The 21,153-nt window shown below is 42.8% G+C and carries 20 protein-coding genes; 11 read left to right on the top strand and 9 right to left on the bottom strand.

Annotated features, from left to right (window positions below):
* The first annotated feature begins 73 nt into the window (after positions 1-73).
* Entirely contained in the window at positions 74-1,717 is a 1,644-nt protein-coding gene (locus tag FKG96_RS21750) for a glycoside hydrolase family 32 protein (protein ID WP_149106051.1), read from the top strand.
* A 166-nt stretch (positions 1,718-1,883) separates the two neighbouring features.
* Here the strand turns inward: FKG96_RS21750 and FKG96_RS21745 are convergent, their stop codons facing one another.
* Both FKG96_RS21745 and FKG96_RS27275 read right to left on the bottom strand, forming a co-directional pair.
* The gene (locus tag FKG96_RS21745) at positions 1,884-2,888 is read right to left on the bottom strand and encodes a terpene synthase family protein (protein ID WP_130856713.1); all 1,005 of its coding nucleotides are present in this window, start codon (positions 2,886-2,888) and stop codon (positions 1,884-1,886) included.
* Between the two features lie 1,241 nt (positions 2,889-4,129).
* Positions 4,130-4,288, bottom strand: coding sequence for a hypothetical protein (locus FKG96_RS27275; protein ID WP_371719343.1), 159 nt, complete (start codon positions 4,286-4,288; stop codon positions 4,130-4,132).
* Between the two features lie 125 nt (positions 4,289-4,413).
* Here FKG96_RS27275 and FKG96_RS21740 point away from each other — a divergent pair, with 125 nt between their 5' ends.
* The 7 genes from FKG96_RS21740 to FKG96_RS21710 all read left to right on the top strand — a co-directional run bounded on the left by FKG96_RS21740 (position 4,414) and on the right by FKG96_RS21710 (position 8,695).
* Positions 4,414-4,743: a helix-turn-helix transcriptional regulator gene (locus tag FKG96_RS21740; RefSeq protein ID WP_013667996.1), complete on the top strand. Its 330-nt coding sequence runs from the start codon at positions 4,414-4,416 to the stop codon at positions 4,741-4,743.
* A 37-nt stretch (positions 4,744-4,780) separates the two neighbouring features.
* A complete protein-coding gene (locus FKG96_RS21735) occupies positions 4,781-5,344 on the top strand; it encodes a DUF6428 family protein (protein ID WP_130856714.1) in 564 nt (187 codons plus the stop codon).
* Between the two features lie 13 nt (positions 5,345-5,357).
* Positions 5,358-5,849, top strand: coding sequence for a GNAT family N-acetyltransferase (locus FKG96_RS21730; RefSeq protein WP_130856715.1), 492 nt, complete (start codon positions 5,358-5,360; stop codon positions 5,847-5,849).
* Positions 5,850-5,866: 17 nt separating this feature from the next.
* A complete protein-coding gene (locus FKG96_RS21725) occupies positions 5,867-6,304 on the top strand; it encodes an arsenate reductase ArsC (RefSeq protein WP_130856716.1) in 438 nt (145 codons plus the stop codon).
* A complete protein-coding gene (arsB, locus tag FKG96_RS21720; protein WP_149106050.1) occupies positions 6,291-7,349 on the top strand; it encodes an ACR3 family arsenite efflux transporter in 1,059 nt (352 codons plus the stop codon). The genes FKG96_RS21725 and arsB overlap by 14 nt, the downstream gene beginning before the upstream one ends.
* Before the next feature lie 305 nt (positions 7,350-7,654).
* Complete coding sequence (locus tag FKG96_RS21715; RefSeq protein ID WP_130856718.1) at positions 7,655-8,218, top strand: AraC family transcriptional regulator; 564 nt, start codon at positions 7,655-7,657, stop codon at positions 8,216-8,218.
* A 258-nt stretch (positions 8,219-8,476) separates the two neighbouring features.
* Positions 8,477-8,695 carry a heavy-metal-associated domain-containing protein gene (locus tag FKG96_RS21710; protein ID WP_130856719.1) on the top strand — a complete coding sequence of 73 codons (219 nt, stop codon included), beginning with the start codon at positions 8,477-8,479 and terminating at the stop codon, positions 8,693-8,695.
* Between the two features lie 154 nt (positions 8,696-8,849).
* Here the strand turns inward: FKG96_RS21710 and FKG96_RS21705 are convergent, their stop codons facing one another.
* Both FKG96_RS21705 and FKG96_RS21700 read right to left on the bottom strand, forming a co-directional pair.
* Complete coding sequence (locus FKG96_RS21705; protein ID WP_130856720.1) at positions 8,850-9,293, bottom strand: SRPBCC domain-containing protein; 444 nt, start codon at positions 9,291-9,293, stop codon at positions 8,850-8,852.
* Positions 9,294-9,624: 331 nt separating this feature from the next.
* Positions 9,625-11,976 (bottom strand): ABC transporter permease, encoded by a 2,352-nt coding sequence (locus FKG96_RS21700; RefSeq protein ID WP_130856721.1) that lies wholly within the window; start codon positions 11,974-11,976, stop codon positions 9,625-9,627.
* A gap of 253 nt (positions 11,977-12,229) precedes the next feature.
* Here FKG96_RS21700 and FKG96_RS21695 point away from each other — a divergent pair, with 253 nt between their 5' ends.
* The gene (locus FKG96_RS21695) at positions 12,230-13,231 is read left to right on the top strand and encodes an aldo/keto reductase (RefSeq protein WP_149106049.1); all 1,002 of its coding nucleotides are present in this window, start codon (positions 12,230-12,232) and stop codon (positions 13,229-13,231) included.
* An 80-nt stretch (positions 13,232-13,311) separates the two neighbouring features.
* On the top strand, positions 13,312-14,832 hold the full coding sequence (locus FKG96_RS21690) for a GH3 auxin-responsive promoter family protein (RefSeq protein WP_149106048.1): 1,521 nt from the start codon (positions 13,312-13,314) through the stop codon (positions 14,830-14,832).
* Here the strand turns inward: FKG96_RS21690 and FKG96_RS21685 are convergent.
* The 3 genes from FKG96_RS21685 to FKG96_RS21675 form a co-directional block, all read right to left on the bottom strand.
* Positions 14,824-15,435, bottom strand: a complete 612-nt coding sequence (locus tag FKG96_RS21685; protein WP_165447006.1) for a hypothetical protein — start codon at positions 15,433-15,435, stop codon at positions 14,824-14,826. The genes FKG96_RS21690 and FKG96_RS21685 overlap by 9 nt on opposite strands.
* Before the next feature lie 361 nt (positions 15,436-15,796).
* A complete protein-coding gene (locus FKG96_RS21680; RefSeq protein ID WP_130856724.1) occupies positions 15,797-16,645 on the bottom strand; it encodes an oxidoreductase in 849 nt (282 codons plus the stop codon).
* A 64-nt stretch (positions 16,646-16,709) separates the two neighbouring features.
* Positions 16,710-17,612 carry an AraC family transcriptional regulator gene (locus tag FKG96_RS21675; protein ID WP_149106047.1) on the bottom strand — a complete coding sequence of 301 codons (903 nt, stop codon included), beginning with the start codon at positions 17,610-17,612 and terminating at the stop codon, positions 16,710-16,712.
* Between the two features lie 191 nt (positions 17,613-17,803).
* Here FKG96_RS21675 and FKG96_RS21670 point away from each other — a divergent pair, with 191 nt between their 5' ends.
* Positions 17,804-18,040: a hypothetical protein gene (locus FKG96_RS21670; RefSeq protein ID WP_130856726.1), complete on the top strand. Its 237-nt coding sequence runs from the start codon at positions 17,804-17,806 to the stop codon at positions 18,038-18,040.
* Positions 18,041-18,149: 109 nt separating this feature from the next.
* On the opposite strand, the gene FKG96_RS21665 is transcribed toward FKG96_RS21670, so the two are convergent.
* Positions 18,150-19,565, bottom strand: a complete 1,416-nt coding sequence (locus FKG96_RS21665; protein WP_149106046.1) for an arylsulfatase — start codon at positions 19,563-19,565, stop codon at positions 18,150-18,152.
* 50 nt (positions 19,566-19,615) lie between these two features.
* Positions 19,616-21,124, bottom strand: coding sequence for a RagB/SusD family nutrient uptake outer membrane protein (locus FKG96_RS21660; protein ID WP_246860313.1), 1,509 nt, complete (start codon positions 21,122-21,124; stop codon positions 19,616-19,618).
* Between the last annotated feature and the right edge of the window lie 29 nt (positions 21,125-21,153).

Here is a 21,153-nt window from a genome sequence, read left to right as displayed (position 1 = left end):
TGATAATAAGAAGCAATAAATAAAGAATGACTAGCCTTTGGCTCGACTTAATAAATGATAAAAAAACAAACAGATGAGAACTTTTGCGATCAAATTTTTAACAATTGCCCTGCTGTCGATTAACTATCTTCCATTAAGTGCAGGTGAGATTGAAATCAAAATCAATAAGAAATACCTTAACTTTCCGGTATCACATAAGGAAGAGCGCCGGAAGATGACTTTCAGTGTGGATGGTAAAGCTGATCTTTCGGTGGTTATTAGACTGACTAAAGCTACACCTGATTATTGGGTTTTTAAAGATGTTTCGGATTTGCGAGGAAAAACATTGAAGATAAGCTATGAGGGTGATGAGGCAGGACTGGCGAAAATTTATCAGAATGATAAACTGGCTGGACAAGATAGCCTTTATAAAGAGAAAAATCGGCCACAGTTTCATTTTACGACCCGCAGGGGATGGATCAATGATCCGAATGGTTTACTTTTTTATGAGGGGGAGTATCATTTGTTTTACCAGCATAATCCTTATGAGAATGAATGGGAGAATATGCACTGGGGGCATGCAGTGAGTAAAGATTTGGTACACTGGACGGAGTTGCCGGATGCACTTTATCCGGATGAGCTGGGAACGATGTTTTCAGGTTCGGCTGTAATCGATTATAACAATACAGCTGGTTATAATAAAGGTAAAACGCCCGCTATGGTAGCTGCTTATACGGCAGCCGGGCCGGATAAGCAGGTGCAGTGTATTGCCTACAGCCTCGATAAAGGGCGGACGTTTACAAAATACGAATCGAATCCAATCATTGATTCCAAAGCGAAGTGGAATAGCCCGGACACGCGCGATCCGAAGGTGTTTTGGTACAAACCGGGAAAACACTGGGTAATGGTGCTTAACGAGCGGGATGGTCATTCTATCTATACCTCTAACGATTTGAAAAAGTGGAACTACGAAAGTCATGTTACCGGTTTTTGGGAGTGCCCCGAACTTTTCGAACTGCCGGTAGATGGGGATATCAATAATACCAAATGGGTGATGTATGGTGCTTCGGGTACTTATATGCTGGGGTCTTTTGATGGGAAAGTGTTTAAGCCGGAAGCTGGTAAATATGTCTATACAACAGGATCAGTTTATGCGGCACAAACCTTTACGGATATGCCGGACGGACGACGTGTGCAAATTGGCTGGGGACAAATAACACATCCCGGTATGCCTTTTAGAGGGATGATGCAATTGCCAACGGAGCTAACGCTGCGCAATACGAAAGAGGGTCCCCGCCTTTTTAGTCGGCCCGTTAAAGAAACAGAACAGCTTTTTACATCGGTTCGGAAGGAAATGAACTTAACAGCCGAACGTGCTAATCAATTGCTTGCATCATATGCGGAGGCGGATGGCTTGCGGGTGAAGACGACCATTAAATTGTCTCATGCCACTAGTGCCGGGCTTAATCTTTTTGGGCAACGAATTGTAGATTATGATTTGAATTATAATAAACTGAATGGTCTGTTTTATTCGCCGAACGATCCAACCAGTATGGTAATTTCGGCCGATATTTACATCGATAAAACCAGCGTTGAAGTATTTATTGATGGCGGTGCCTACTCTTATTCCATGCCTAGAAAAGCGGAAGACAATAATAAAGAAGGCTTCCATTTCTGGGGAAATAATATTGAGGTAACTGATTTGGAGATCTTAAACGTTCGATCTATCTGGAATTAGGGATGATGTTTGTGACCTGCTAGTAGTGCTAAGTAGTTCAGTCGGTAAGTAGTAAAATAGCGCTAATAACGTGGCTGCGGCACCACTGAAAACCAAAAATAGGGAATTAGTAATGCCTGCCGACAGGCATTACTAATTCCCTTAATACTTAAATATAAATGTCGCTTTATTCCGGGCCTTGGTATTCGGGTTCTACATAGCCACCGGGAACGTAGCGGGATTTATCATTGGTATGCCAGGCGTATACGCCTTGTATCATAATCCCGATTGTATATACGTAATCATAGGCAAGTTCCTGCCACCGCCCGAAATTTGGTAAGTGCTCGTGTAGTATCTTAAACTCGTTTAGAAGCTTATCATGATAATCCAGGGCCATCTTATAGGCTTCTTCCCATGATACGTTATTTTCATTGTGTATAACTTTTACGATATTGATGACATCACCTTTCCGACTCAACTCCTTCGGTAATGAGATTATGTCGTTATGCACGCCGATCATAAGGGCTGCCAAGGTGTGCAAGCTCAAAATATGGGGATGTTCTAACACCTCATCGGGCAAATTGCGAAAATCTTTTTGCATGGCTACATATTTACAAAAAGGTAAACCGCCACTGGTATCTTCGCGAAGTACCAAATAGACTGGGAATGGAGGCATAGTATCGGCCTTCATATAGCGTTTTTCATCCTGATAACCGATTAACAGGGTATGAATACTAGCTATGAATTTATCATACAGCCGCTGTGGCATGCCACATTTAATGGCCCGTTGCCTTATTAAGTAGAACTGACGGAATATGCCGAAGTCTGTAGGCTCTTCTTTCTCTTGTCCACTGAGTATGGCCATACTCCGTTGTCTTATACGACACATTTCTTCGTGGCTACAATGGTCAAAATAATCATCCATCATGGCTCCATTGGCTGCGAAACTTGCGATCGGAAATAGCTCATCCAGCGTTTTTAAGAAGGGTAAACCACGGGCTGCTATATCTGTCAGCACATGCTTTTTGTGTGTTTCGCGTGCTTTCTCGGAATGAAAGGTATAATCTGTATCGATCCAATTATAATATATTTCCCGCATCTCTTGTGCAAAGGGAGAAATTAGATTAGGGAAAGGATATTCAGGACGTTGCATGTTTTGGAATAATGCGTAGAATTCTTGTTCCTTTGTCATTGTGTCGAGTTTTTAACGATTTAAACATGCCGCAGCTGCTCTGTTAACAGCACGATTACTATTCCATAAAGAAACTAACGTTTATAATATTAAATAAATATAAATATCTATTTATTAAAAAAGGAAAGTTCATTCTGTTCATTTTGTTCGATGTCAGTGAAAGCCGTTGGTTGAGTAGCTAAGTAGTTGAGTTGTTGAGTGGTTAAGTGGTTGAGTGGTTAAGTAGTTGAGTTGTTAAGTAGTTGAGTGGTTGAGTAGTTGAGTGGTTAAGTAGTTGAGTTGTTAAGTAGTTGAGTTGTTAAGTAGTTGAGTTGTTAAGTAGTTGAGTTGTTGAGTAGTTAAGTAGTCGAGTAGTTAAGTAGTTGAGTTGTCGAGTGGTTAAGTAGTTGAGTTGTCGTTGCAAGTGATGAAATCACACGGGGCTCTCGCGGGTAGTACAAAACGGCCTTCTAGGGTGAGCGTAAAGAAAATTCAATTAGAAGGGTAGAAAAAACGTTATGCGAAGAAGTGGAGGGAAAGAAATGAGGATTGGGGCGGCTCCGCAGAACGGCGCGGGGCAATTGAATTTTTAGCGAAACCTAGACAGCCTTGACTTTTGGTTCTTTTTGTCAAGAAAAAGAACAACAAATAATATTAATTAGAAATAATCATGAAATCCTTAGAAGGAAAGCCGACATCCGAAAGCTGATACAAATGATGAGTGATGAATTTCAGTTGTGAGGATAGTTAACTAGTTGAGTAGTTAAGTGGTTAAGTTGTTGAGTGGTTAAGTAGTTGAGTAGTTAAGTGGTTAAGTAGTTGAGTAGTTAAGTGGTTAAGTAGTTGAGTAGTTAAGTGGTTAAGTAGTTGAGTTGTTGAGTGGTTAAGTTGTTGAGTTGTCGAGTGGTTAAGTAGTTGAGTAGCTAAGTGGTTGAGTCGTGAGTTGTCGTTGCAAGTGATGAAATCACACGGGGCTCTCGCGGGTAGTACAAAACGGCCTTCTAGGGTGAGCGTAAAGAAAATTCAATTAGAAGGGTAGAAAAAACGTTATGCGAAGAAGTGGAGGGAAAGAAATGAGGATTGGGGCGGCTCCGCAGAACGGCGCGGGGCAATTGAATTTTTAGCGAAACCTAGACAGCCTTGACTTTTGGTTCTTTTTGTCAAGAAAAAGAACAACAAATAATATTAATTAGAAATAATCATGAAATCCTTAGAAGGAAAGCCGACATCCGAAAGCTGATACAAATGATGAGTGATGAATTTCAGTTGTGAGGATAGTTAACTAGTTGAGTAGTTAAGTGGTTAAGTTGTTGAGTGGTTAAGTAGTTGAGTTGTTGAGTGGTTAAGTAGTTGAGTTGTCGAGTGGTTAAGTAGTTGAGTTGTCGAGTGGTTAAATAGTTGAGTTGTAAAAATAATGACAAAAACAGTTACAGCAGCGTCAAGCTACCGGCAGGCTAACGAAAGCTGAAAGCCGACATCCGAAAGCTGCTAGCACTATTTGCATCTTAAAAATATTTATCGTAATATTGCAATAAATAATAAGATCATGGGCGTTACCAGAACAGAAATATTTACGGAAGAGCAGAACAGAATAGCTGTTCTTTTGAAAGCAATGGCCCATCCCGCCCGTATTGCCATCTTGCAATACATCATGGCTTCAAAGACTTGTATCAATGGGGATCTGGTGGAAGAGCTGGGTTTGGCGCAAGCAACTATATCGCAGCATTTAAAAGAACTTAAAACAGCGGGATTGATACAGGGTACCATTGAAGGGGTCAGTGTCTGCTATTGCATTCACCCTGAAAATTGGCAGCTGCTGAAAGAAACAGTAGGCGCTTTTTTAAATGGATATGTGCCGAACAACGAGTGCTGTTAAAAAAATTTTTACCTATATATCGTTAAATTGCAATATTATGAATACGACGGAACTAATGACTTGGGGCGATTTCAAATCCCAATTGACAAGGAATGTAGAGGCTATTTTACAATTTCAGTACGCCGAAGATAAATGGGTGGATGCCTCATACCATATCACCGAGATTAAACAAGCGCCTATTACTTCGGTTGATTGTGGAGGTGTGATGAATGCCTGGACGGAGATTATTGTGCAGCTTTGGGAGCCGGCTTCGGACGGTTCGGAAAGGGCCATGAAGGTGGGTAAAGCCTTGTCGATTATTGAATTGGTAGAGAAGTCCCTTCCTTTAAATCCTGGCGGTATTGTTAAGATTGAATTTGGTAATTCGGAATTTGATACCCGTCAACTATTTCCGGGGAACTTGATTTTGAAAGGTGAAAACCTCGTAGTTGACCTTATTCCGGATGCTACGCAATGCAAAGCGATTGGGCGTGGTGGTAGTTGTGGTCCGAAGGATCAGAACGAGACATGCTGTGCGCCCGCTCAGGAAGAAGAAAGCCAAAATAGGATGGTCAATCTAGCGACTATCCAAAGTTGTACCCCCGGATCCGGATGCTGCTAAAACAAATTAACTAATGGAAATTAGTATCATTACTGAAACAGACTGGCCCGCAGTGCGCGCTATTTATCTACAGGGAATAGCAACTGGCCAGGCAACTTTTCAAACAGAAGCACCAAGTTGGGAGGATTGGGATCGATCGCATCTCAGGCATTCTCGTTTTTTAGCAAGCGTTGATGGGAGCGTTGCGGGATGGGCGGCTCTTTCTCCGGTTTCAAGTCGTTGCGTTTATGCCGGTGTGGCGGAAGTAAGTGTATACGTACATGAAGATTACCGTGGAAAAGGTGTGGGTGATTTGTTGATGAATACACTCATAGAAAGTAGCGAAGCGCAAGGTCTCTGGACTCTTCAGTCCGGTATTTTCCCGGAAAATGAGGCAAGTATTCGCCTACATGAAAAGCATGGCTTTCGGAAATTGGGCTATCGGGAAAAGGTTGGTAAACACGAGAATACGTGGCGCAATACGATATTAATGGAACGTCGGAGTAAGACGGTAGGAATTGACTAAATAAAACAAAAAGAACAATGAAGAAAATTTTGGTATTATGTACAGGCAATAGCTGCCGCAGTCAGTTGGCAGAAGGTTATTTACGGCATTTTGCGCAAGGAAAGGCTGAGGTATACAGCGCGGGAATTGAAACGCACGGCGTTAATCCGAAAGCGATACAGGTCATGAAAGAGGACGGTATCGACATCTCCGGGCACACCTCCAATCATGTAGATGAATACAGCCATATTGATTTCGATTATGTCATCACCGTGTGTGACAATGCAAAGGAAAGCTGTCCTTACTTCCCTACCAAAGCGAAGCAGTTTCATCACAATTTTCCCGATCCGGCAAAGGCGGTGGGCACTTCAGAAGAAATCCTGAACGAGTTTCGGGCGGTCAGGGATCTGGTTAAAGCCTATATGAAGGATTTTATCGATGAACATGTTAATAACGAACGATATGTCAGCGAATAATTGCGCACCGATTGCCGGCCGTAAACAGTTAAGCTTTCTTGATCGTTATCTGACTTTATGGATTTTTCTCGCCATGGCCATAGGTGTTGGAATGGGTTATTTTATTCCGTCTACAGCGGCTTTTATTAATTCGTACTCGAGTGGCACAACAAACATTCCCTTGGCGATCGGCTTGATATTAATGATGTATCCGCCTTTGGCAAAGGTGAAGTATGAAAACTTAGGGAACGTATTTAAAGATGTAAAGGTGCTCAGCGTCTCGCTGATTCTAAATTGGCTAATAGGCCCGCTACTGATGTTCTTTTTAGCCGTCACGTTTTTAAGAGATTATCCCGAATATATGATTGGCTTGATCTTGATCGGTTTGGCGCGTTGTATTGCTATGGTGGTGGTTTGGAATGAACTTGCTGAAGGAAACCGAGAATATGCAGCGGGGCTAATTGCGCTTAACAGTATATTTCAGGTACTGTTCTATAGCGTATTCGCTTATATTTTTATTACGGTACTCCCTCCTTTATTCGGAATTGAAGGGGCAGAAGTACACATTACCATCAGCGAAATAGCCAAAAGCGTAGGTATTTATCTGGGGATTCCTTTTGCCATGGGACTGATCAGTCGCTACGGGCTGATTGCTATGAAAGGAGAGCAATGGTTTCAGGAAAAGTTTCTGCCTTTTATATCACCTATTACGCTGATTGCCTTGTTATTTACCATCGTGGTCATGTTCAGTCTAAAAGGCGAATTGATTGTGCAGATTCCGATGGATGTGGTTCGGATAGCCCTTCCTTTGGTTATTTATTTTACTTTTATGTTCATTTTCAGTTTCATGATCGGCAAACGTTTCGGAGCGGATTATTCAAAAAACACGTCGATCGCTTTTACAGCAACCGGAAATAATTTTGAGCTGGCTATTGCTGTAGCGATTGGGGTGTTCGGGATCAATTCGGGCCAAGCCTTTGCGGGAGTTATCGGCCCCTTGGTAGAGGTCCCCGCATTGATTTCCCTGGTTAATCTCGCATTTTGGTTTAGAAGGAAATATTATTGAGTTTTAGTTGAGTTGTTGAGTCGTTGAGTAGTTAAGTAGTTGCGTAGGCTTTTCGTAAGTGATGAATGAATTGTGGAATAGTTGATAGTGAGTGGGGAATAGTTAATCGTTAACAGTGAGTAGGGAATAGTTAATAGTGAGTAGGGAATAGTTACTAGGAGCTTTATGGGGCGTAAGACATGTTCTCAACTAACAGGTTCCCTTGTTCACTGAGGCAGTTGGATGGAGTGGATGAGATATGAATGTGAGTGTTGAGTAGCAGGCGCACCTTGTTTTATTTCGTTAGTTTGCAGTTTAGAAAGGGTATGAATACATTATTTGTGAAAAATATGGTCTGTAACCGTTGTATTATGGTGGTACAGCATGAACTGGATAAACTTGGCATCGCCGCTAAAAGCGTCAAATTGGGTGAGGTTAGTCTTACTGATGAATTATCGGTTGAACAGAAAGATGCATTAAAGCAGGCTTTGAATCCCTTAGGCTTTGAGTTAATTGACGACAAAAAAAGCCGCACCATTGAGAAGATAAAGAATATAATTATTGATTTGGTTCATCACAGGGATAATGATGCTAAAACGAATCTTTCAGATGTGCTAAGCGACAGATTGAACCATGATTATAATTACTTGTCTAACTTGTTTTCTGAAGTAGAAGGGACGACGATCGAAAAGTATTTTATTGCGCAAAAAATAGAAAAAGTAAAGGAGCTGCTGGTATATGATGAACTGTCGTTGAGCGAGATTGCTTACCGTCTGAATTATTCGAGTGTTGCCTATTTAAGTAATCAGTTCAAAAAAGTAACCGGACTTTCCCCAAGCCATTTTAAACAAATACGCGAGGATAAAAGAAAGCCTTTGGATAAAGTGTAATAATAGACTCTCCATTCCTTCAATTTAACAATCATTGCCGAAATTCCATAAGAAATAATGCGCCTCAGGGCTTGATGAACGATTTTTTTTAAGCCGATGGCTACCTGTGCAGCAAGGATATGACGTTGCCACTAATAACTTGGAATAACATCGAGAAACTAACAGTAAATCTCATAAATCAAACAAGAAATTGTACAACAAGGGGCATCAACATTGTACCGAAATTTGGCGTATTAAATAACACTAAATTTTAAAACAATGGAGAACAAAGAATATCAATTCAAAACCAATCTTAACTGTGGCGGATGTGTATCAAAAGTTCAACCGGATTTAGATAGTGCAGACGGTATCTGTCACTGGCATGTTGATACAGATAATGCAGACAAAATCCTTACCGTCAGTTCGAAGGGCATTACAAAGGATGAGGTAGTCGCGATCATCCAACGCAAGGGTTTCAAAGCCGAGCCGATAGCCTAACGATTTCGAAAGTAATTTGAATGAGTAGAAATAGTTAAGTAGTTAAGTAGGAAAGTAGTTTTACCAGCAACCTTCGAGAATGTCCGGCCGTTAAGAGCCGGACATTCTTTTTTAATCGAACCAAACGTCGTTATCTAAAAGAAGCGAAGGGAAACTATTGTTCCGAGAGTGTTTTAACGGTTTCCAGTCCTTCGGTAAACCCTTTGCTCATCATATCCACCCATTCTTCTCCCACTTGTACGGACGCTTTCAGTGTAGTGAAGCCGTTGGTTTCAGAAAGGTGATATTCTTCTAATGAGCCTGCCCAGCTTTTAACCTGCTCGCTGGTGGTGTCTTCTTTACCATCCATTATTTCTCCAACGTGCTCGAATACCACGTCGTAGGGTTCGTTTTTACTTTTAATGGTACTTACCATGCCGTTGCCATTGTTATCTAGGAAAAGTGTTCTACCACCTACCTGCCAATCGCTTTGCATGCGGGAACCGCCATTTGGATTAAAAGCGTTTGTCCATTTTGAATAGGTGTCGTCGTTCCAAAGTACATCCCAAACTTTTTGGGCGGGTGCTTTAATTTCTTTTGTGAATTCTAATGTTCTCATAAGTTTATTTTTATTTTATTTCAGACCCATTTTATTAATAACAAAACTATCGAAAAATTGAAAGAGATATTAGGGTATAAACGTCAAATTGTGAGGGGGATTGCGACTTATTGCAGGTGCCGGAGTTGTTGAGTAGCTCAGTGGTTGAGTTCTAGAATTGTCGTAATAGCAGTAGCGCCTACATACGGGCAGGCTAACCAAAGCTGACTGCCGATATCCGAAATCCATAATTAGCCAATGAGCCGATTAGCCAATTTGATGATGGGGCTGGCACTGCCTAAAGCCGAAAGCTGACTGCTGAAAGCTAATTTCTAAAACCTATTAACTAACCTTACTCCTCTTTTATTGCTTTAATTGGATTGCCGGTAGCGGCGATGAAGCTACGGATAAAAACAGTAGTCCCGGCAATAAAGAGCGTAACCAGCAAGCCGACCATAAAATGTAACGGGCTTATTTTAATCTGATAGGCAAATTCTTGTAGCCAACTGTGCATAGCGTACCAGGCAATGGGTACGGCTATTACGAAGGAGATGCCGATCAATATGACAAAGTCTTTTAAGAAGAGCAGCACAATATTGTTTACTGATGCACCCAACACTTTGCGGACACCAATCTCTTTTACACGTTGAACGGCCATTAATGACACCAATCCGAGCAGCCCTACGCAGCTGATAAGAATGGCAATAAACGTAAACACTTTAAAGGTATTATAGAGTGTTTGCTCGCGTTCATATAATCTTGCAAGCTTATTATCAATGAATTCATAATTGAATAAAGATTCGGGATTGAGCACTGACCATTCTTTGTTGATGGACGCGATGGTCTGTTTGATGTGGTTCGATTGAAGCTTCACACTTGCTTGCTGAAATCTTTCAGGATTGTAATAAAGAAAGCAAGCCCTGATTTTTTTGTGCTTGGATTCGCTTTGAAAATCGGCCGCCACGCCCTGGATTTCTGCCCTACGATCGCCTACTGTTATCTGTTGTCCCAACGCATCATTATAATTTTGTATTCCTAATCGGTTTACAAGGGTTTTATTGACGACAATTCTCAAAATACTGTCCTGCGGCATAATGCTCTTGGTAATAGGTAATCCAGCCAACATTTTTAGTCCAAACATGGAAAAATAATTTTCATCTACCACCTTCATTTCGGTTACATCTACTTCTTGCATGCCTAAATTCGGCGCAGAAAAAGGCATATAATTATTGTTGTAAGCCGGCGCAACGGAAGCAAAACTAAAGTCTTTAACACCGGGTTGGTTTGAAAGTAGCTGACGCAATCCCTCGGGGTTTTTTCCCATATCAAAAGTGATAATGGATTCTTTATCAAAACCAATGTCTTTATTAAGAAAGAAATCCATCTGCTTGGCTACAATAAAGGTGCTTATAATGAGCAATTGAGTTACCAAAAACTGAATACCGATCAGTCCTCTTTTTAAGATGGTAGTTCCTTTAACGGCAGTTGAGAAAGACGACTTTAAAATCTGCAATTGATTGAAACGCGACTGGATCAAGGCGGGGTATACGCCGGAGATCAAAATCGCGAATAGTGAAATAATAAAAAGGCCAATAAGAACATCTATGTGTAAAAGCTGATTGGCGTTGATACGGGTACCAAAGAATCCTTCCGTATAAGGGATAAATAACAATAGACAACCTATTGCCAGTCCTAATGCAATGATCACTTGAATGACTATTTCTGAGAGCGCACTTTTAATAATCTGAATGGGCTTGGCACCGATTACTTTTCGGATGCCCACATCTTTGGAGCGTTTTAAAGCAAAAGCGGTAGCCATATTTACAAAATTAATGCAGGCGATTACTAAAATGAATAAACCAACTGCTGCTAAACCGTATATGCTTTTTTTAGACCGCGGCATACTGGTCTGGTTGAGATATCGTTGATCGTAATGTATATCGGTTAATGGTTGTAACAATAGCGTAGCTTTTTCTTTTTCAACGGCTTCGCGCCAATTTTTTTTAATAAAGGCCGGAAGCCTTTGTTCAACAGTGGCGGCGGATAGTTTTTCAGGTAAAGTAACGTATAGGTATCCTCCTTGTATCGACCAAAAATTGCTCGTTTCATCATGGAATGTTGCCCAAGAGACCAATGATTTAAAGGTTAAATGGGTATTACCGGGTAGGTCTTTAATAAGACCGGTTACCTTCAGTTCCCAATCGTTATCCATACGGATGGTCTGCCCGATAGGGTTCTGATCTCCGAAATATTGTTTTGCGGTGCTCTCGGTAAGTACAATCGTATTCGGTGCTTCCAAGGCTGAATTGGGATCACCTGCCAACCAAACTAAATCAAATATCTTGGCAAATTCATTATCGGCAGCGGCAACGTCTTTTAGGATAAAACGTTCGTGATTGATCTCGATCATACTTTCTCGCCAATAATAGTATTGTGAAACGTGTTCCAGCTCAGGAAAATCATTTCTGAGGGCGGGTGCAACGGCAAATGAAACACTTGGATTATAATCCAAACCCAACGACGTAACCCGGTAAGTTCTGGCTGCTTGCTTATGATATTGATCATAACTAAGCTCATTCCGAACAATGAGAAAGATTAATATGCAAGAGGCAAGCCCTAAGGCCAAGCCGAAAATATTAATGGCAGCATAAGATTTATAACGAGCTATGGATCGTATCGCTATCCGAAAATAATGTCTGAACATATCGTAATAAATTGGATTGCTAAAATCAGCTCAAATAGGAAGCCATTTTATATAAACGATTGTAAGGCGATTCAAAGGCCATTTTATGCTGAAACGCTGTACGAATATGAACACTTGTTGTTCGGTTTTGTTAATAGGACGGTGGTTAAGTGGTGGGTAGGACTTTCCGGCAAGCAATTAAGTGAGACTCGAGAAAAACAATTAGGTTTTTAAATGGTAAATAAAAGGGGGAATGTAAAACGGAATAAACATTATGAAAACATGGATTAAGGAAGGTGCTTTTCACCTGAAAGAAAAACTAGGGCTAGGTGGTGTCGCTATCGGTACAGCGTTTGAAAAAATAAGCCATGACCAAGCGCAGGAAGTTTTAGCAAAGGCTTGGGACGTAGGTATACGTTACTACGATACGTCGCCTTGGTATGGGCTCACTAAAAGTGAGCGGGCTTTCGGAACGTTCTTAGGGGATAAAGTACGGGAAGATTTCGTTTTTTCTACTAAAGTAGGTCGGCTTTTCCGCGAGGTCCCTGAAAAGCAAGTTCCACCTACCATGTGGCAAGATCCTTTGCCCTATGATTTTGAACATAACTATACTGCGGACGCAGTGAAGCGATCGCTGGACGATAGTTTGAAACGCACAGGATTAGATCGGATTGACATCGTTTTCGTGCATGATTTATCAGAAGATCAGGTGGGCGATCGATATCCTTATTTCCTGAAACAGGCGACAGAGGGCGCCTTCAAGGTGTTAAGCGATTATCGGGATCAGGGCATTATTAATGCTTGGGGTATGGGCGTTAATCAGATAGAGCCCATTCTTGATTGCATCGAGCGGGCCGATCCGGATATCTGCTTATCAGCCACGCAATATTCTATTCTGGCACATGAAGACGCCGTTGACCGCCTTTTGCCTGCCGTAAGAAAGGCCGGGGTACAACTGGTATCGGGTGCGGGCTATAATTCCGGATTTATAGCTGGACGCGATCGTTATAATTATAAAGAAGTTATTCCAAAAGGCTTCCGAGAAAAAAGGGATCGCATTGATGCGATTGCCAGGCGCCATGGGATTGACATCATCACGGCCGCCCTCCATTTTGTACTGGCAGCAGACGAGTTTGTATCCATCATCCCGGGCGCCAGCAAACCTGAACAGGTAATATCAAATGCGAAGGCTTTGGAAACACCGGTTCCTACCGCTTTTTGGCAAGAACTAAAAGCGGAAGGTTTGTTGTACGAGCAGGCGCAGGTACCGGTATAGCCATCACTGATGAGTTTTAATCGGGAACTAACAAAAATAATGTTGCCACAGTAGTGGCGTAACTGATTGATCAAATTTCTATGGCCATCATAGGTAAAATCATTAAGCAGGCAATTCATCTTTCGGATGCGATTGGTACGGAAGCCGACCCGGTGAAAGAACAAAATCGGGTATTGGGAAAACTTTTGGAAAAAGCCCAGCTTACCGCTTTCGGAAAACAATATGATTTTCAAAAGATCTTAACGCACAAATCTTTGATTCAAGCTTTTCAACAGGCGGTACCGATTTTTGATTATGATAAGTTGTATGCTGAATGGTGGCATTACCTACTGGCGGGACATCAAAATGTTACCTGGCCGGGTGGACAGTCGTACTTTGCTATAAGCAGCGGCACCACAAGCAACAGTAAATACATACCTGTAACCGAGGATATGCTGGAAGCGATCCGTAGAGCGGGCATCCAACAAATAACAAGCTTAAAGAACTTTGACCTCCCACCCACATTTTTTGAAAAGCAAATATTGATGCTCGGTAGCAGTACTAACCTGATTCAAAAGGATGATCACCTGGAGGGGGAAATCAGCGGGATCAGTGCGGCAAATATTCCTTTTTGGTTTAGAAAGTTCTATAAGCCCGGAAGCGAAATTGCTTCGCTGGATAACTGGGAACAGAAAATAAGACAGATAGCAGAGCGGGCGCCCGAGTGGGATATTGGTAGCATTACGGGTATTCCGTCATGGACCGAACTGATGTTAAAGGAAATCATTTCTTTTAATAAATTGAATACCATTCATGATGTATGGCCGAATTTGGCAGTATATACTTCCGGTGGCGTGGCCTTTGAACCCTATCGGAAGAGCTTCGAGAAACTAGTTGCGAAACCACTTGTCTATATTGATACTTATTTGGCCTCCGAAGGCTACCTGGCTACGCAAAAACGTCCGGACGCCGACATGGCTTTGATTACGGATAATGGCGTATTCTTTGAGTTTGTGCCCTTCACTGAGGCAAATATGGAAAAAGACGGGACGATTAAACCGCAGGCGCAGGTGCTAAGTACTGCGGAGGTAGAAGAGAACGTGAATTATGTGCTCCTTATTTCGACCGTAGCGGGCGCCTGGCGCTATATGATTGGCGACACCGTGATGGTGACCAACAAAGAGATAATGGAGATTAAGATAAGTGGGCGTACCAAGCATTATTTAAATGTGGTGGGTGAGCAATTATCCGTTTACCAAATGAATGAAGCGATGCGTTTGGTGGAAAGGGAATTTAATACCACGATTGAAGAATTCACGGTTGCGGCTTTGGTGAACGATGGCGATTACAAAAATCGATGGATTCTGGGAACAACTAACCTATCGGCTGATGCCACGAAAGTAGCCGATTACCTGGACAATCAATTACGTGCTTTGAACAAGAACTATGATGTGGCAAGAAACAAGGCGCTAAAATCGGTAGAGGTAAAACTGGTTCCTATTAACCATTTTTATGAGTGGAGTGCACAAACCAAGAAGCTCGGTGGACAGGTGAAGATACCAAGGGTGATGAAAGATAACGAGTTTTTGGCCTTAGAGAAGTTTTTGAATGCTTTAGGGTAGCTCCCGCTCTTCCTCTAATGCTTTAACTTGTTCTACAATTTCATCGGGCGAGGTATATAATCGGGCAATCCGATCTTTATAAGCTTGTGGTATATCCGCATGTTCGAGAATAAAGCGTTTTGTTTCTATGATATAGGCGCCCAAACCATGGTTTACCGCAAAGGTATCAGCGATAAGTTCCGCGCGCTGAATGAACTTTTTTGAAAGCAGGTAGGAAATCCCAAAACCAATTATGCTCCAGGTACTTCTTGATTCATAATCCATAATATGCCCAAGTTCATGGCCAATCCATCCAATTATAATACTATCGGGGAGTTGATGGATCGGGATAGCGGTATGGGTGAGCCGAAACAGAGCGCTGATATTTATTTTGTAGATTCTGTTTTCTTTTCTCCGGAGCAATGATAAGGCCGCCGGTTGGGCTTGCATAACCGATTTTTTGATGTGTTGTTTAAATTCGAAGCGAATATGGGTGTCCTGAAGTTCCGGATAATAGGAAAGGGCTTTCAGTACATTTGCTTCGATGATTTTTGGTATTTCTTTATTTTTCTTGAAGTCGGCAAAGGAGGCGGTGTTACTGTTCAGCTGTAAAAGGTGGGTCATAAGTATAATATTGATAAAAGCACACATAATCGCGATTATTGATTTGTATTCGAAGCGCGAATGCTTCGTCGCGGTTCATAACAAAAAAAGCCGTCGGCTACTTTATTAACCAGCGGCTTTCCGAAATGTTTCGCGGAGCTAACGGTGATTGAAGTGGACGGTGGATAATAAGTCGATGTGACGAGGTTTTAAGCGAAGAATTATGAATTCGGAGTGATGAATAGTGGCAGTTGCAGTAGTACTACGCCGCTGATTGTTAATAGCCAAGAGAAATGATGCTTGCCTGCCGACAGGCAGGAGCTATGAGCGATAAGCTATGAGGTGCCTAACGCTTATAGCTTATCGCCAGCTTGTTGTAAACTTAATAATCAGTCGATTTGGTCAGAGCTTCCCATTGTTTATAGCTGGAGGCTAGGAGCTCTAGCTTACTAAAGGCACGTGCATAAGCATCGCTGCCCAGCAGTAAGTATACAGGCGGTTCGGGCATTTCAGCGAGCTCGATCATCGCCTTTGCCGCCTTTTCAGGATCGCCGGCCTGATGACCGTTCATCTGGGTATAGCGTTCATGTGAAGCTCTGATGTTAGCGTAAGCATCGATTTTTCTTTCTGACAACACAAGCGAATCGGTTTGCAGGAAATTGGTACGGAAGGCTCCCGGTGCAATAACCGTTACCTTGATGCCTAGCTCTTTAACTTCATCGGCCAATACTTCACTTAAACCGATTATGGCATGTTTTGCTGCGCCATAAACCGACCAGCCAATAGCCGGTGCAATACCTGCAATAGAGGAAATATTGATGATATGCCCTGAAGCTTGTGCGCGTAGGATGGGCAGTGCATGACGAATGACATTAATCGTTCCGAATACATTAATATCAAAACTGTCACGCGTTTCCTTGTCCGTTAATTCTTCGATACTACCGCCAATACCATAGCCGGCATTATTCACAACTACGTCTATTTGGCCGAAGGTTTGATGAGCCTGCCGGATGGCTGCGGCTACATCTTGATCACTGCTCAGATCTACCTGAAGTGGAAGAAAGGCTTCGCCTTTAAAATTTATCGCATTAATCAAGCTTGTGCTGTTTCGGGAAGTTGCAACCACTTGGTGGCCAATCTGTAATAATTGTTTCGCTAAAGCGAGTCCGAGGCCTTTAGAGGCCCCTGTAATAAACCATACTTTCTTATTTTCCATATTGTTTGTATTCATATGGCAAAGGTATAACGGACACAAGCGTAGCTGTTTGGGTGAATCAAACGGATGCTATTGAAATTCAAACAAGTCGGATGGAAGTAGGTGTAACTTTAGTTTGTTTCTTAAAGAAAGAGGTAAAATAGGACGGATGGGCGAAACCGAGGCTATAACTGATCTCGGAGATATTCCAGTTGGTATGTTTCAATAATGCCGTGGCTTCGGCTGCCATGCGCTCGGCGATGTGAGCGGTGGTTGTTTTTCCGGTTGTTAGTCGAACCGCACGGTTGAGATGGTTTACGTGTACGCCTAGCTTGTCAGCGAAATCACTTGGCGATCGCATTTGAATGGGCTGACCGGGTAAATCGATCGGAAACTGGCGTTCCAGTAAAGCCATAAATATGGAAGTGATTCTCGCATTGGTGTCCGGATGGTGGTATAGCTGTTCATGCGGTTCCATTTTCATAGCGCAATGAAGCAGTTCGGATACATAATTACGCAGCAGGTCGTACTTAAAGCGATAATCCGAATGCATCTCGTTCAGCATTTTCTCAAATAGGGTAGCTACTTCTAATTCCCGCGTTTCGTTTAAAGCATATACGGGTTTTCCGCCAGGTGTGAACATTGGCAAATCGTGGATTCCCTTTCGAAAACTTTCCGTGTAAAATGATTCTTTAAAAACGCAAAAGAATCCGGTGGACTGTTTACCTAAACGCTCAAAGCGATAGGGGACAGCCGGGTTGAAAAAAAGGAGTGTGCTGCCGGCAAAGGCGATGCTTTTATCGGCATAATGACAGCGGTGTTGCCCGTTAATAAGCATAATCTTGTAAAAGTCGTACCGAGCATAGGGCGAGGCCGCTGTACTGCTATTTCTACTGTCCGTTAAGCGGAAAACGTTAAAAGCTTCCACACCATTCGCGGATAGCGAAGGGTTTTTGTCGAATTTGCGGGCATAAAATGCTTCTAGACTTTGGATAGCTGGCATATACAAAAATACAGATTTTATCGTATTTCTTGGTTTCAACTTTATTGCGCGCGCTGTTTTCTCACTTATTTACAAAATAAAAACAGTCGCAACTATCTTTCTGAGGTTTTGTTAATTACATAATTTACCAGATCCATGAAGTTGTTCTTTTAAGGATCGGGTTTTTACGGATGTTGTAAAAAATGTAGGAAATGGAATACGAAGAAATACCGGTAGCGATTACACCACTTGAAGAAAGACGTTTTGATTTTGATTTGACGGAGAACCAGTCTTTCAACTATTATAGAATCACCTGTGATGGAAAGGTGCTTTACATTGACGAAAACTTCGACTATATTGAAGGGGATATGCCCGTTGAATGGCGAAAGCCTGCCATTGCGCGTTTGCAAACGCTTATCAAGGCAAGGGAACATCCTGATGGTCCGTGACCAAGGGATAACGGGACAGGATTCAGTGATAAGTTAAGAACCTCCACCTCCTTCAGTTTTAACCAAATTTTAGGGTCGAAACAAAGGGAGTGGAGATATATCTATTCTTTTATTCCCACGGGAAAATGGGATTATCTGTGTGTGCTTCTTGCATGAATCCGGCAATTTTTTTAACAATTTCAGGATGTTGGAAAGCGATGTTATTCTTCTCGGCTCTGTCGACTGATAGATCGTACAGCTCAATCGGTGCGCCACCATCTGCCTTTACATTTAAGCGGACACCTTTCCATTTGCCGTAACGTACGGCCTGTTTACTGCCTTGTTCATGAAATTCCCAGTATAGATATTCATGCTGCTTTTGTGTTCCTTGTCCCTTTAGCGTATTTACGAATGAGATACCATCGGTAGATGCGGCAGTTGCTGCGCCGCCTAGTTCGGCGAACGTAGGGAAAATGTCCCAGAATGCGCCAATGAACTCGCTCTGTTGCCCCGCGCGGATTGCCTTTGGCCACTTGGCGACAAAGGGCACACGTATTCCGCCTTCATACAAGTCGCGTTTTATTCCACGAAGCCCTCCGGAACTTTGAAAGAAGGTAGGATCTGCTCCGCCTTCTTTGTGCGGGCCATTATCACTGGTGAAAACGATCAATGTATTTTCATCCAATCCTAAACTGCGTAATTTTTCCTCTATCTGGCCGACATATAAGTCCAACCGGGCCACCATTGCTGCAAAGGTAGCATGCGGATACTGTTGAGAAGCGTAGCCACCGGATTTCGCACCCTTGCCATAGTCGAAGCCTTTGAAAGGCTTTTCCTCAAATCTACCTTTGTAATACTGAAAAATGCTATCGTCCGGTACCAAGAGCTCGGCATGGGGGAGGATATAGGGAAGAAAAAGGAAAAAGGGCCGGTCCTTATGCTCCTCGATAAAGCCAAGTGCCTGCTTTTGTATCAGATCGGGTGCATATTGCTTATGGTATTCCAGATCGCCATTTTCGGTTAAGACTACTTTCTCGCTATTGTCCCACAGATGGGTGGGATAGTAACGGTGCGCTAACGACTGGCAGTTGTAACCGTAAAAGCGGTCGAAGCCCTGCTTGTTCGGGTCGCCTTCGGAACCGACCGGGCCGAGGCCCCATTTACCGAAGGCACCGGTTTGGTAACCCGCCTTTTTCAGCGTCTCCGCGATCGTCTCTACCGAATCAGGAATAGGGTATTGTCCCTCAGGCTCTACCCCGAGGTTGCCACGGATAAAGGTGTGACCGGTATGTTGCCCGCTCATCAGCGATGATCTGGAAGGCGCACATACAGCGGTGCCGGCATAAAACTGATTGAAGCGAATTCCCTCTTTTGCCAGTCGGTCCAGATTCGGTGTGTTGATCAGCCGTTGGCCATTGAAGCCCACATCTCCATAACCAAGATCATCCGCTAGAATAAAAATAATATTTGGTTTTTTTTCCTGCGCTTTCGCATTAAATAGCAGGCATAGTGTCATTAGTAAGGGTAATAGCAAAAACTTCTTCATTCGATTATAATTGTTGTTGTGATGTATCCATGGTTGTTAGCGGCCATTGCTTAATTTCCATAACCGGGGTTTTGTGCCAATATCGGATTTTCCTGTATGGCGATGGCCGGAATAGGCCAAAGATTATCCCGCTGCGGATCAAACCGTCTGGTATCGATGCGTTGCCCCTTGTCGTTGTAAATATCGCCATTAAGAACTTCTTGTGCAATGCCCCAGCGTCTTATATCGTAATAATAGAGCCCTTCTCCTGCCAATTCAATGCGTCGTTCATGACGTATTTCTCGTCGTAATTCGTCCTGCGATAAACTGGTGGATAATCCGGGCATCCCTATACGGGACCTTATTTGCTGTAAGGCATTGTAAACGGATTGATCTGGTCCGTAAGCTTCATTTTGTGCCTCCGCGTACATCAGCAAGACATCTGCATAACGTAGCAGGATATAGTTTAATTCGGATTGCCCATCCGGAATTGTCGCAGCTGGTATGTCGTCTTTAAATACCGTGTATTTTTTCTGCCCATATCCTGTTCGCGGATATTGTCCCTCGGTCACCACCGCTCCCTTGAATAAACTGCCCTTAACAATTACCGTTGCCTGTAAGCGCGGGTCTCTGTTTTCGTAAGGCTTGGCCGGATCATATAGGTTTGACTGACCGATGTTTTTTCCTTCGCGATCGTAATAGTCATTAACCAGATTAGGTAAGGGCCCGATGTTATTATACTGATCCAAGTTGATATCAAATCCGTGCGTAAATTCAGGAAACTTAAACTGTACATCAAATATGACTTCTTCATTTCCTTCATTTTCCAGGTAAAACAATCCGCGATAGTCCGGAAATAGTTGATAGTTGTTGGCGTCAATTACTTCTTTGGCGGTCTTGGCTGCCTCTTCCCACTGCCTCGCGTAAAGCAATATGCGTGCTTTGAATGCAAGGGCGGCACCACTGGTAGCCCTTCCTTTTTCGTTGGCACCATAGCTTGCGGGTAGATCGGGAATGGCTTCATTCAGATCACGCAATAGCTGTGTATAAATTTCCTCGGCTGTGTTTCTGGGTAAATTCGATTGGGTGGCATCATTGGTTGCATCCAAAATAAGCGGCGCCCCTCCGAAAAGATTCCATAAAGGAAAGTAAAATACGGCCCGTAGGAATTTCGCCTCAGCAATATAACGTTTACGCCTGCTTTCATCCATTTCAACCTTGCCGATATTAGCCAATAAGTTATTGGCTCGCCCGATACCTTGATAAGCTCCCTGCCAAACGGTATAAAATAGCGCCGTATTGGCATTGTGCTGCCCTTGTGCTACCAAATTGTAATCGCCCTGATAGCGGTAGGCGTTAGGCGACAGGTTTTCAAAATAAAGAGGTGTTGTACCACCATATAAACCATTATGCAGCAACGATGCGTATACACCGTTCAGGCTGGCAACCACGCGCTCTTCGGTTTCCCAGTAATTATCATCAGTATATCGGTCGGTAGGCTCCACATCAAGAAAAGAGGAGCAGCTACCAAAGCACAAAAGTAGGCTTCCTATTATGAAATATTTGCTAAATGTTTTCATTCTTATATAAAATCTATTCATGGTGAGGA

Source organism: Olivibacter sp. LS-1 (genome assembly GCF_008245145.1).
Classification (GTDB): Bacteria; Bacteroidota; Bacteroidia; order Sphingobacteriales; family Sphingobacteriaceae; genus Olivibacter; species Olivibacter oleidegradans.
The sequence above is the reverse complement of the archived record's forward strand: the minus strand, read 5'-3'. Positions and strand labels throughout refer to the sequence as shown.

Bases quoted from the DNA above. Each gene is read 5' to 3' on its own strand.
- FKG96_RS21710 (WP_130856719.1), top strand. From the start codon at position 8,477: ATGGAGAACAAAGAATATCAATTCAAAACCAATCTTAACTGTGGCGGA.
- FKG96_RS21690 (WP_149106048.1), top strand. From the start codon at position 13,312: ATGGCCATCATAGGTAAAATCATTAAGCAGGCAATTCATCTTTCGGAT.
- arsB (WP_149106050.1), top strand. From the start codon at position 6,291: ATGTCAGCGAATAATTGCGCACCGATTGCCGGCCGTAAACAGTTAAGC.
- FKG96_RS21730 (WP_130856715.1), top strand. From the start codon at position 5,358: ATGGAAATTAGTATCATTACTGAAACAGACTGGCCCGCAGTGCGCGCT.
- FKG96_RS21665 (WP_149106046.1), bottom strand. From the start codon at position 19,565: ATGAAGAAGTTTTTGCTATTACCCTTACTAATGACACTATGCCTGCTA.
- FKG96_RS21680 (WP_130856724.1), bottom strand. From the start codon at position 16,645: ATGAATACAAACAATATGGAAAATAAGAAAGTATGGTTTATTACAGGG.
- FKG96_RS21685 (WP_165447006.1), bottom strand. From the start codon at position 15,435: ATGACCCACCTTTTACAGCTGAACAGTAACACCGCCTCCTTTGCCGAC.
- FKG96_RS21750 (WP_149106051.1), top strand. From the start codon at position 74: ATGAGAACTTTTGCGATCAAATTTTTAACAATTGCCCTGCTGTCGATT.
- FKG96_RS21715 (WP_130856718.1), top strand. From the start codon at position 7,655: ATGAATACATTATTTGTGAAAAATATGGTCTGTAACCGTTGTATTATG.
- FKG96_RS21705 (WP_130856720.1), bottom strand. From the start codon at position 9,293: ATGAGAACATTAGAATTCACAAAAGAAATTAAAGCACCCGCCCAAAAA.
- FKG96_RS21675 (WP_149106047.1), bottom strand. From the start codon at position 17,612: ATGCCAGCTATCCAAAGTCTAGAAGCATTTTATGCCCGCAAATTCGAC.
- FKG96_RS21735 (WP_130856714.1), top strand. From the start codon at position 4,781: ATGAATACGACGGAACTAATGACTTGGGGCGATTTCAAATCCCAATTG.
- FKG96_RS21670 (WP_130856726.1), top strand. From the start codon at position 17,804: ATGGAATACGAAGAAATACCGGTAGCGATTACACCACTTGAAGAAAGA.
- FKG96_RS21740 (WP_013667996.1), top strand. From the start codon at position 4,414: ATGGGCGTTACCAGAACAGAAATATTTACGGAAGAGCAGAACAGAATA.
- FKG96_RS21695 (WP_149106049.1), top strand. From the start codon at position 12,230: ATGAAAACATGGATTAAGGAAGGTGCTTTTCACCTGAAAGAAAAACTA.
- FKG96_RS21700 (WP_130856721.1), bottom strand. From the start codon at position 11,976: ATGTTCAGACATTATTTTCGGATAGCGATACGATCCATAGCTCGTTAT.
- FKG96_RS21660 (WP_246860313.1), bottom strand. From the start codon at position 21,124: ATGAAAACATTTAGCAAATATTTCATAATAGGAAGCCTACTTTTGTGC.
- FKG96_RS21745 (WP_130856713.1), bottom strand. From the start codon at position 2,888: ATGACAAAGGAACAAGAATTCTACGCATTATTCCAAAACATGCAACGT.
- FKG96_RS21725 (WP_130856716.1), top strand. From the start codon at position 5,867: ATGAAGAAAATTTTGGTATTATGTACAGGCAATAGCTGCCGCAGTCAG.